The sequence below is a fragment of the Nocardia sp. NPDC051833 genome (genome assembly GCF_040681225.1).
Taxonomy (GTDB): domain Bacteria; phylum Actinomycetota; class Actinomycetes; order Mycobacteriales; family Mycobacteriaceae; genus Nocardia.
This window is the reverse complement of the sequence record NZ_JBFAYK010000004.1, coordinates 483638-494454: the sequence shown is the minus strand read 5'-3', so window position 1 is coordinate 494454 and position 10817 is coordinate 483638. Positions and strand designations below refer to the sequence as shown.

At 69.2% G+C, this 10817-nt stretch carries 11 protein-coding genes; 5 read left to right on the top strand and 6 right to left on the bottom strand.

Annotated elements, in window-relative coordinates:
- Nucleotides 1–162: 162 nt before the first annotated feature.
- Entirely contained in the window at nucleotides 163–1962 is a 1800-nt protein-coding gene (locus AB0L91_RS30745; protein ID WP_365015951.1) for a TerD family protein, read from the top strand.
- On the opposite strand, the gene AB0L91_RS30740 is transcribed toward AB0L91_RS30745, so the two are convergent.
- Nucleotides 1959–2249 carry a hypothetical protein gene (locus tag AB0L91_RS30740; protein WP_110040221.1) on the bottom strand — a complete coding sequence of 97 codons (291 nt, stop codon included), beginning with the start codon at nucleotides 2247–2249 and terminating at the stop codon, nucleotides 1959–1961. The two genes, AB0L91_RS30745 and AB0L91_RS30740, sit on opposite strands and share 4 nt — an antisense overlap.
- Before the next feature lie 204 nt (nucleotides 2250–2453).
- On the opposite strand from AB0L91_RS30740, the gene AB0L91_RS30735 reads away from it, so the two are divergent.
- Nucleotides 2454–2726, top strand: a complete 273-nt coding sequence (locus AB0L91_RS30735) for a hypothetical protein (RefSeq protein ID WP_110040220.1) — start codon at nucleotides 2454–2456, stop codon at nucleotides 2724–2726.
- 166 nt (nucleotides 2727–2892) lie between these two features.
- On the opposite strand, the gene AB0L91_RS30730 is transcribed toward AB0L91_RS30735, so the two are convergent.
- Nucleotides 2893–3381: an FBP domain-containing protein gene (locus AB0L91_RS30730; protein ID WP_365015948.1), complete on the bottom strand. Its 489-nt coding sequence runs from the start codon at nucleotides 3379–3381 to the stop codon at nucleotides 2893–2895.
- Between the two features lie 278 nt (nucleotides 3382–3659).
- On the opposite strand from AB0L91_RS30730, the gene AB0L91_RS30725 reads away from it, so the two are divergent.
- Together AB0L91_RS30725 and AB0L91_RS30720 are read left to right on the top strand one after the other, a co-directional pair.
- Nucleotides 3660–4226 (top strand): nucleoside deaminase, encoded by a 567-nt coding sequence (locus tag AB0L91_RS30725; protein WP_355278973.1) that lies wholly within the window; start codon nucleotides 3660–3662, stop codon nucleotides 4224–4226.
- Between the two features lies 1 nt (nucleotide 4227).
- The gene (locus tag AB0L91_RS30720) at nucleotides 4228–5190 is read left to right on the top strand and encodes an antibiotic biosynthesis monooxygenase (protein WP_365015946.1); all 963 of its coding nucleotides are present in this window, start codon (nucleotides 4228–4230) and stop codon (nucleotides 5188–5190) included.
- A 9-nt stretch (nucleotides 5191–5199) separates the two neighbouring features.
- On the opposite strand, the gene hpnE is transcribed toward AB0L91_RS30720, so the two are convergent.
- Entirely contained in the window at nucleotides 5200–6558 is a 1359-nt protein-coding gene (gene hpnE / locus AB0L91_RS30715) for a hydroxysqualene dehydroxylase HpnE (RefSeq protein ID WP_365015944.1), read from the bottom strand.
- Between the two features lie 151 nt (nucleotides 6559–6709).
- Here hpnE and AB0L91_RS30710 point away from each other — a divergent pair, with 151 nt between their 5' ends.
- Nucleotides 6710–7738, top strand: a complete 1029-nt coding sequence (locus AB0L91_RS30710; RefSeq protein WP_365015942.1) for a TIGR03617 family F420-dependent LLM class oxidoreductase — start codon at nucleotides 6710–6712, stop codon at nucleotides 7736–7738.
- 29 nt (nucleotides 7739–7767) lie between these two features.
- On the opposite strand, the gene AB0L91_RS30705 is transcribed toward AB0L91_RS30710, so the two are convergent.
- From AB0L91_RS30705 to AB0L91_RS30695, 3 genes are all read right to left on the bottom strand, one after another.
- Nucleotides 7768–8295, bottom strand: coding sequence for a cupin domain-containing protein (locus AB0L91_RS30705; RefSeq protein ID WP_365015941.1), 528 nt, complete (start codon nucleotides 8293–8295; stop codon nucleotides 7768–7770).
- A gap of 149 nt (nucleotides 8296–8444) precedes the next feature.
- Nucleotides 8445–9683, bottom strand: a complete 1239-nt coding sequence (locus AB0L91_RS30700) for a VWA domain-containing protein (RefSeq protein WP_365015940.1) — start codon at nucleotides 9681–9683, stop codon at nucleotides 8445–8447.
- A gap of 85 nt (nucleotides 9684–9768) precedes the next feature.
- Nucleotides 9769–10761 (bottom strand): hypothetical protein, encoded by a 993-nt coding sequence (locus tag AB0L91_RS30695; RefSeq protein ID WP_365015939.1) that lies wholly within the window; start codon nucleotides 10759–10761, stop codon nucleotides 9769–9771.
- Nucleotides 10762–10817: the final 56 nt, after the last annotated feature.

Sequence of the window (10817 nt, the reverse complement as noted above, 5' to 3'; positions counted from 1 at the left end):
CGCGCCGGGGGCGGCGCCGCCCCCCCCGCGTCGGGGGGGGGGTGGCGTCGCCCCCCCCCCCCCCCCCCGGGCCCCCCCCCCCCCGGGACAGGAGGGGCCGCGACTCGAGCGCGCCAGCGCTCCATAAACACTGTCGGTAGGGCGTGGCATCATGCGAGGACCATGGAACTCCGTAAGGGCGCGCACGCGCCGGTCCCGACATCGCTTCTCGCCGTGGTTCTTTCATGGCGGTCGGCGCATGCCGTCGACGCGCACGCGCTGCTGGTCACCGAGTCGGGGCTGGTGCGTGGCGATCGGGATTTCGTGTTCTTCAACGCCCCTCGGCACGCCTCGCAGGCGGTGACCCTGGATCAGGAGCCCGCGCCCGGCACGGCGCGGTTGAGTGTGTCGCTGCCGCGGACCGAGGCGGAGGTGGCGCGCATCGTCGTCAGCGCCTCGCTCGACGAAGGCACCTTCGATCAGCTCACCGAGCTGACGCTCACCGTGCACGCCGCCGACGGGCCGGTGGCCACCTTCCCGCTGGACGCCATCGAGGACGTGCAGGCGATGATGTTCGGCGAGTTCTATCGGCGCGACGGGCAGTGGCGGTTCCGGGCGATCGGGCAGGGCTGGTCCGGTGGGCTGGCCGGGCTGGCCACCGAATTCGGCGTCACCGTGGACGACCCCGGCCGTGCCGCGGATCGATCCGGCGTGCCCGCGCGGCCCGCTCCGGCGATGTCCGCTCGCGTCGCCGATCGCGCGGAGGTCGCCCTCGGTTCGAACGGCGATGCCTCGGTCGCCGCCGGGTACGCGGACACCGCGACCGACGATCCGGTCGATCCCGCGCTCTCCGGACGCGCCCTGCCGCGTCCGCCCGCGCTCACCCGCCGCGTCATCGACGTCCCGCCACCGCCACCGCCGGATCCGGAACTCGCCGACTGGCATCCCGACCCACAGGTCCCCGATCAGTTGCGCTGGTGGGACGGCGACGAGTGGACGACCAGCACCCGCACCCACGTGCGGGACAATCGCGCCCGCTGTCCCCGCTGCGACAACCCGCTGCGCCGCAAACTCTTCGGTGGGCACGGCCCGTGCCGGGCGTGCGCGGGCGAGATCGAGGAGTTCCTCACCCACTGGCGCACCCGCGCCCGCCGGGTGCTGACCGGCCCCGGCACCCTGTCCGAGGACTGGATCGAGGTGTGGGCGGCCCTGCGCTACCAGCGCATCGACGAAGAACGCGGCCGCGCGGTGCTGCGCGAGGCCGGGCTGACCCAGGTGGAGCGGATGGTCGCGTTCGCCTTCGCCGACGGCGAGGTCTTCGCCGACGAGCTCGACGCGTTCGAGCACGTGGTCAGCGAGCTGGCCCTGTCGGGCCCGATGGTCGAGGACCTGCGGCGCCGGATGCACCGCGGTCGCACCCTGTCCCGGCTCCGCGCGGGCGAGCTACCCACCATCGATACCCCGGGCCTGCACCTGGATCCCGAGGAACGCGTGCACCTGGACCTGCCCGCCGTGCACATCAGGATGCTCGCGCGCGGCCCCCGCAATACCGAGGGCCGGTTGATCGGCAGCTCCAAGAAGCTGCGTTTCGTCGGCGACGGCACCGGCATCGAACTGCCGTGGAACCGCGTCGTCTCCGTGCATCCCGAGCACGGCACCGTGGTGCTCGCCGCCACCTCGGCGCGCGGTGGCGCCACCTTCGGCGTCACCGATCCCGACTATGTGGCGGCCGCGCTGGAAGGCGCGCTGCGCGTGGCGAAACGCCTGGTCCTGACGCCGGGCCAGCGGGACAGCCGCAGCATCCCGCAGGACGTGAAGGCCCAGGTGTGGCAACGCGACGGTGGTCGCTGCGTCGAGTGCGGTGACGGCCACTACCTGGAGTTCGATCACATCATCCCGCTGAGCCGCGGTGGTGCGACGAGCGCGGCGAACCTGCAGATCCTGTGCCGAGCCTGCAACCGCGCCAAGGGCGCTCGGATCTAGCCGAGAATCGCGTTCATGATGGTGCCACCGCTGGTGGCCACCACGCCGCCGATCATGGCGCCGGCGATCATCTTGGGCGACTCCATGGCGCTGCCGTTCCACTTCTCCCAGGCGAACTTTCCGCCCGCGACGGTGATCGCCAGCACACCCGACAAGATCATGAACCAGGTCAGGTACTGGACCATCTGCATGATCTTGTCCGACAGCGGCGGCGCCTCGGGCGTAGGGTTGCCGACCTGCGCGAACGTCGTGACAGTCTCGGCCATCGACGTCAGAATGATGCTCATAGCCTGCTCCCCTTTTCGCGTGATGCGAACTGCGTTCCAGCACTGCCGTATTCGAACGAGTCCAGGATACGGGCGCGCACCCCCGGCACACCAACAAAACCGATCGGTCCGCTCCGGGTGGGCGGCTGCGGCACCCGATTCGACCGGATAACATCAGCGACAGCAGTGCATCGCCGTTCCCCCGAGTACCGAGTGAGAGCAAACATGATTCTGGCCGCCGTCACCGATACCCTGGCGCAGATCGGCAATCCGACTCCCGAAGCACCCCCGATGTCGGACAAGATCTTGCAGCTGGTGCGTTACTTCACCTGGTTCATCCTGCTGTCGGGCGTCATCGCCATCACCTACGCGGGCGGCAAGTTCGCCTGGGAGAAGTGGACCGGCGGCGGACTCGAGTCGCCGAAGATGATCGCGGGCGCAATGATCGGCGGCGCGGTCGCCACCAGCGCGGGCACGATCATGAACGCCATGCTCTGATCCCCGTCCGCTCGACGCGGTCCGGACAACTCCGGGCCACCTCGACCGGCAAGGCATCGCGACCCGAGTTCTCTTGTTCGGCAAGAGAACTCGGGTCGTCTGGCGTGCGGGGTCTCGAGTGTCGGCACATGGCAGCTACCTCCTCAGGTGCGGTGGGTCAGGTCGGCTAGGTGTACAGGCGGTCCAGGAAGGCGAACAGGTTCTCGCGGACCCGCTGCGCCTTCTCCTCCGGCGTCAGGTCCTCGCGATACCGGCTGCCCAGCGCGGGCCGCTTCTTGTTGCGGGCGTACAGCGAGCAGGCCAGGTCGGTGCAGAGATAGCTGCCGACCGTGTTGCCGCGCCGACCCGACTCACCGGCCTTGTTCGCGGTCATCAGCGAGACGCCGCCGCCGGTGTGGGTGGTCAGGCAGAACGCGCACATCTGCGTCTTGCCCGAGCCGCCGGTCTCGTGCCGCAGGGCGACGCTCACCAGTTCGCCGTCGCGCGGGACCGCGAGATAGCAGCGGCCCGGGTACGACGGATCGGTCCAGCCGAGGAAGTCGAGATCGTCCCAGGGACGGGCGTCGAGGTCGCGCGGCACGGACAGCCGTTTGGCGTCGCCCTTCGAGCAGTTGACGAACGACGACCTGATGTCGCGTTCGGTGACGGGTTCCATCGGAATGTCCTTTCGGTGTGGGGTCACAAACGGTAGACAGGCTAACGATGCCGCTCGTGGTCGACAACCGATTTTCCGCCCCCGACCTGGGCACCGGAATCGCCGCTATTCCGCGCGAACCGGCCCGGAGGTAGATTCGAGAGGCGGCGGATTCGATCGGTCACCGCCGCCATTACGGCACACAGCTGCCGTCGACAGGACACCGGCGATCTTTCCGGATGTCCAGGAAATTACGCCCACACTCAGCCGTGGCACCGACACTGCGAGGGACGATTTCGATGACACCCGATGAACTCATGGAAGAGGCATGCAGGCTGGCCAAGGAGTCGGTCGACAACAATTGGGGTGGACCGTTCGGCGCCGTCATCGCGAAGGACGGCGAGATCATCGCACGAGGTCAGAACCGGGTTCTGCTCACCGGCGACGTCACCGCGCACGCCGAGATCGAGACCATCCGGAAGGCGGCCCAGGTCCTCAACGGGGAAGCGCCGTCCATTTCCCGGGAACACCAGAACGAATCGACCCTGACATTGGTCCCGCGCCCGGAGGGATCCGCCGACAAGCTGCCCGAACGCGCGAAAATGTTGATGGGAATGGAGATCTACATCAGCGGCGCACCCTGCCCCATGTGCATGAGCGCCATTTATTGGGCGCGCCTCGACGCCGTGCATTTCGCGAGCGACCTGGCCGACACCAGCGAGATCGGATTCGACGACGCGTTCCAATACGAGGACTTCACGCGGCCGCTGTCCGAGCGCCGGGTGCGCATCGAACAGTTCCGCCGCGATCTGGGCGCCGTCGCGTACAAGGCGTGGGCCGAGAAGCCCGACAAGCACCCGTACTGACATGCCGGCCGCGAAGGCCGTGCCGCCCGCCGCGGCGACGGTGATCATCACCCAGCGGTTGCGCGCGGGCCGCGAGGCCGAGTTCCGGCGGTGGCAGGCGGAGGTCAACGACGCCGCGGCCGGTTTCCCCGGTTTCCTCGGCGCCGAGGTCACCCCGCCGGGCGACAGCGGGGCCGAGTGGTCGGTGCTGTACCGGTTCGACGGCATCGATCATCTGAAACGCTGGCTGGACAGCGAGACGCGGCGGGACCTGCTCGCGCGCGGAACCGGGTTCTTCGAGCGGCCGTCGACCCAGCACGTTCTGGTCGACGAGCCGGACGGCGACGTGGCGACCGTCGTCGTCTCGCATCCCGTGCCCGCCGACCGCGAGGCGGAATTCGTCGCCTGGCAGGCCCGCGTGACCGAAGCCGAGCGAACCTTCCGCGGCTTCCGCGGGTCCGCGCTGCACCGGCCGATTCCTGGCGTGCAGGACGAGTGGACGATCGTCTATTCCTACGCCTCGGTCGAGGATCTCAACGGCTGGCTCGAGTCCCCCGAGCGCCAGGCGCTGCTGGCCGAGGCCCCCGACTTCCGGGACTTCGAGGTCCACCGCATCGCCAACCCCTACGGGTCGTGGTTTCCGCCGACCACCGGGGCCGACGACGGTCCCGCCTCGTGGAAGACGGCCCTGTCGGTGCTGGTCGGCCTGTATCCGACGGTGGTGATCCTCACCCTGGCGATCGACGAGCTCTGGCCGAGCGCCCAGCTGTGGCTGAGTCTGCTGATCGGCAACATCCTGTCGGTCAGCCTGCTGACCTGGGTGGTGATGCCGATCGTCACCCGCGCGCTGGGTTTCTGGATGCGCCCCGGCCCCGACCGCGACCCGCGCACCGACGTGCTCGGCCTGGTCTGTTCGATCGGGTTCCTGACCCTGGCCGCGCTGTTCTTCTATCTGGTGACGAGGGTGTTCTGGACCCTGCCGTGAGCGCGATCGCTACGGGTCGAGGAGCGCCGCGACGGCGCGTTCGGCGCTCTGGACGGCGCTTTCCATCGTCGCCGACCAGTCGGTGCGGGTCCAGTCGCCGGCCAGCATGAGGTTCGGGACCGAGGTGCGCTGGTCGGGGCGCAGGTTGTCGGTGCCAAGGACCTGGGAGAAGGTCGCTTTGGGCATCTTCACCACGTGGCCGGTCACGACCTTCGCGTCGGCGGCTTCCGGGTAGTAGCGGCGGATGAGGTCGATCTGCTCGGCGACGATCTGCTCGTTGCTCCTGTGGATCTGCTCGTAGGCGCCGCTGGTGGTCAGGCAGTACAGCCAGGTGCCGTCGGGGGTGCGGCCGTGCATGCGCTGCCGGTCGAAGACCTGATCGATCACCCCGGTGCCACCGATCAGCGCCTCCATGGCCGACGCGGTCTTCAGCGGCCGGTCGAGATACAGGTTCGTGCTCACGATCGGGGTGACGTTCAGTTTGTCGGCGGCGGCGTAGATTTCGGCATGCTCGGGCAGGTCGTCGAGGAGGCCGCCGATATTGGAGTTCGGGACCGCGCAGATCACCGCGTCGGCCTCGAGCACCGTGCCATCGGCCAGCTGCACACCGGTCGCCCTGCCCTCGGTGACGACGATCTTGCGGGCCACCGCCCGGTAGCGCACGTCGACGCCGTGGCGTTCGAAGACCCGCTCGGCTCCGGCGATGTAGAGGGTGTCCAGGTCAACGGTGGGGTATCCGATCGTGACGGCCGCCCGGTCCCGCAGGCCGATCCGGACCCCGGTGGCCAGCACGTCGGCGAACACCTTCGCCGACTCCCGGTCCACCGGTTCCGCCGCGATCCCGAGCGCGAGCCAGTCCCACAGGGCTTCCCTGGCTTTCGCCGGCATGCCGACACGCTGGAACCACTGCGCGGTGGTGAGGTCGGCGAGGTCGCGCGGCTGCCACAGCGCCTGCCGGACCAGCGTCAACGCGGAGCGCAGCGCACGCAACCGTTCCAGCGGGCCGGCGTCGGGGTGCGCGCCCATCAGCGTGCGCACCGCGCCGAAACCCTTGGTGTACAACATGACCGCGCGCCCGCCCGGCCAGCGCAGGCTCCCGGCGCCGGGGAACTCCACGTACTGCCGGGTGCCGACACTGTCCAGATACCGCCACAGGCTGTGGTATCCGCTGGCCACCACATGCTGACCGTTGTCCGCGAGGTCGTCCACCTCGGCGACGCGCATCGCCTGGGTGCGACCGCCCAGCCGAGCCCGCCGCTCCAGCAACGTCACTTGTTTCCCGGCCTCCGCCAGCCACACCGCGGCGGCCAACCCGGCCAGACCACCCCCGATGACGACGAACCGGCGCGAATCGCGTGCACCCACCATTGAGACAATGTAATTCAATCGCTCTCTTTATATCGCCAGAACGGCGTCAAGGAGACGACCGCACGGATCGCCGTCGTGGTCGTCGCCCGCTGACCGAGACATCCCGCCGGTAGCGCGGACACCCAGGTCCGCGCACCACGAGAATGCGGTGATGACGCGAGGACCTCTACAGGTGGATCTCCAGCTGGACGGCCGCCCGGACAACGCCGCGGCCCGCGCGGCGGAGCTGGTCGCCTGTGGCGCCGACGGCCTGTTCACCTTCGAAGGCCCGCACGATGTCTTCCTGCCGTTGACACTGGCCGCGGGCACCGCGCCGGTCGACCTGATGACCAATGTCGCCATCGCGCTGCCGCGTAGTCCCCTGCACCTGGCGCACGCCGCCTACGATCTGCAGTTGCTCAGCCACGGCCGGTTCCGGCTCGGGCTCGGTTCGCAGATCCGTCCGCATATCGAGAAGCGCTACGGCGCGACGTGGTCGCGACCCGCCGCCCGCATGCGCGAAACCGTGCTCGCGGTCAAGGCGATCCTCACGGCGTGGCAGCACCGGACTCCGCTGCGCTTCGACGGGGAGTTCACCCGGCACACCCTGATGGCGCCCACGTTCGATCCCGGTCCCAATCCCTATGGGATGCCCGAGGTCTGCCTCGGCGCCCTCGGCCCGATCATGACCAGGGTGGCCGCCGAAGTCGCCGACGGTCTCCTGATCATGCCCTTCAACAGCGCCCGCCATCTGGCCGAACGAACCTGGCCCGCGATCGAGGACGGGCTCGACCGCGCCGGGCGGCAGCGTGCCGACCTGGCGGTGTATCCGCAGGTCATCGTCGCGATGGGCCGGACCGCCGCCGAGCTGGACGCGGCCTCGGTGGGCGCGCGGCGCCTGCTCGCCTTCTACGGATCGACGCCCGCCTATCGCCCGGTGCTCGAGGTGGAGGGCTGGTCCGACCTCCAGCCCGAGCTCAACGCGCTGTCCAAGCGCGGCGCGATCGCGGCCATGACCGATCTGGTCGACGACAAGATGCTCGGCACGCTCGCCGTCCACGGCACACCGGAGCAGTGCGCCGCCGCCATCCGGGCGCGCTTCGGCGGCTTCGCCGACCGGATCTGCTGCTATTTCCCGGGTTACGCCGTCGCCGACGCCCATATCCGCGACCTGATCGCCGCGGTGCGGAACGGCTCGTAGGCTCCGCGGCGACCAGGGCGACTATCCGCTCAGCGCTTGGCGGGCAGCATCACCGCTACCATCGTCACCGGCTTGTCGGTCCGGTTGCTCCAGGCGTGCTTGATCCCGCGATTGATCACGGTGTCGCCTGCGCGCAGCAGGGTCTCGCCGGTCTCGTAGATCGCGTAGATCTCGCCGTCGATGATGGTGGCGATGTCGACGGTCTCGGTGGCGTGCAGGCCGACGATCGCGTCGTCCTCGGCCTTGGCGTCCTCGCCGTGCAGGTTGCCGATCGACTCCGCGTACACCGCCGGATCGATCTCGGCATCCGGCGGGAAGGTCGCCAGCCGAACCACCACGCCCGCCGCGGGCGGATCCAGCTCGACGTCGGCGGCCAGGGTGTCACCATCGGCCGTGGCCGCGGGCAGCGCGTCGACCCGCCAGACGTCGTTCACCGTGAACGCGGGCAGCGCGACCCGCGTCGCGGTGTTCTCGTCGACCGCGATGGTCGACTTGCCGTCCGCGTCGAGCCCCGCGATCACGCGCCGCGCGACCTTGGCCAGATGCTCACCACTCATGACATCACCCTTCGATCCGGAGCCGAAACACTCAACCCTCATCTCATAGATAATATATTCAATATCACACTAGAGGATCGCGCAAGCACTTGCGCAGAACCGGGTCGTGGTGGTCGCGGCCGCGCCGTGCGACGTCGTGTCGTCCGGTGCTACCGGAGGATGCCCGCGGTGCGGGCGGCGCGGAGCCAGTCGGGGAATTCGCCGAGCAGGCGGCGGTAGAGTTCGGCGTCGTCGACGCGGTCGATGTCGTCGATGGCGAAGAAGCCCGCGTTGTCGACGACGCGGCCGTCGAGTTCGTCGAGGGTGCGCAGGACACCGAAGTTGGCCTTGCCGAGGCCGATGAACTGCCAGAAAGCGGGCAGGGCCGCGGCTTCGCGCATGAGAGCGGCGATTTCGCGCTTCTTGGCGAAGCCGCCGTCGGTGAAGAACAGGACCAGAGTGGGGGCGGCGCCCGCGGTGAGGGTGTCGATGACGGCGCGCATCACCGGGAGTTCGTCGTTGCGGCCGCCGATGCTGTCGTAGTCGATGCCGTCGTGGGTGCCGGTCAGGTGCAGATAGGTCTGGGCCCACTGCTCGCCGCCCGCGACGGTGATGTCGGGCAGTTTGGCGAAGGTCAGCGCGTAGAGGTAGGCCTCGAGGGTGCCGTCGTCGTCGAGCTGGGTGGCGACGGGGATCATCCGTTCCACCACGCGGTGCACGGTGCCGCCGCGATACAGCTTCTGCATGCTGCCGGTCTTGTCGATCACCAGCACGACCCGCGCCCTGGTGCCGAACGCGCTCTTGTCGAGGAGGACCTTCGCGACCTCGCGCTTGCGCAGGTCCAGCTTCTCGCGCTTCTCGAACGACAGGGCCGCTTCGCCCGGGACGGTCCGCACCTCGGGCTGGGTCGCCACCGCGGGCTCGTCGTCGACGCTCACCCCATGATCGGTGACCAGATCGGCGAACCCGCCGGCATACCCCTGGCCGACGGCCCGCACCTTCCACTGCTCACCCCGCCGGTACAGTTCGAGCGCGATCACCACCGACTCCCGGTCGAGCCCGTCGATCACGTACTCGTACAGCGGGTTCCCCGCCGCGTCGGCCACCGCGGCCACCGGTGCGACGGCACCGCCGAACGTCGTCCCTTCGGCCGCGACGGTGATCACCGCGCGAATCTGCTCGATGTCGGCGGGCACGGCCGCGAACGTCACCGCGAGCGCCGTCCCGTCGAGTCGAACACCTGGCGCCTCGGGCTGGTTGAAGAACACGAAATCGGCGTCGGAGCGCACTTTCCCGGCCCCGGTCACCAGCAGCGCCGATAGATCGGCCGGGACACCGCCCCGCACGGTCAGCACCACCCCCGGCTGTGCCAACCCCGCGTTCTGCCCCTTCACCAGCTCAGCAGCCACTGTCACTCCTCCATCGGCCGTCCTGCCCACACCCTAAGCGCCGCGACGCAGGCGGGCAGCGCGATCCCGCGACCAGATGCCGCTGTCAGCAGCGTTCGTACCGGCGCGCGAAATCCGTCGACTCGGGCGAGACCTCCCGCTCGGATCCGGGACAGCCGCCCACCAGAACACTGAGACCGAGACCGGGACCATCGCGTCGGACGATCTGGTAGTCGACCACGGCACCGAGGCGGGCGAGGTGCGGAAGATGCCGTTCGGCGAGCTGCCGCGCCTGCTCGGCGCTGAATTTCTCCGAATCGGGCGGGAACACCATGACTTTCATGGCGCGTCCCGCGGTATCGGGCGGGTCGATGACCGATATCTCGACGATCGCTCGGGTGGGTGGATCGGTCAGCAGCCGCTCCCACAGATCGAGTTCAACGTCGGAGGGGAAGCGGCGGGGGCGGCTCCCGTAGCCCAGACTGGGCTCCAGTGACGAATGCCCGCTGGTCGACCACTTCGCATGATCCGAGGACACCGCCCAAAAGTTGGCTGCCAGTTCGGGAAACCCGTCGATGATCCGGCGCATCGCCGCCGTCGCGCGGTGGGGTTCGGCCGCCGAGCCGGCGCTGACTTCGATGGTGCTGGACCAGCGGATCTTCGCACCGGTCCGGGCCGCCGACAGCCGGGACCAATCGGATACCGCGTTCGCTTCCACGTCCACATTCCGCCCGAACAGCCACCCGCCGTAGTAGGAGTCCGACCCACGGTCGATATCGAGCAGGGTCGATTCGCCGTGATACTGCGGCGGGAGCTGCTGGGCGGCCATGGTCCGGACGACGGCCGCCGCCTCGGCCGGGGCGGCCTCGTCGTCGAGCCGCACATCGAGCTTGGAGGTGTAGTACGAGTTGGGGCCGTACGGGTGATAGTCGAACGAGTGCGTCGCCTCGGCCACTCCGGGAAGGTCCTCGACCGCCGACTCGATCACCCGCGACCAGCGGTCGCGCTCGGCTTGATCGGGACCCTGCGGAAACAGGGAGCATCCGGTCAGCAGGATCGCCGCCAGCGACGACACGAGGGCGAGCACAGTGAAACGCACGACATTCATCCTGCCAGCGGCAGGCACGGGTGTCGGGTCGAGCGCCAATGGCCGTG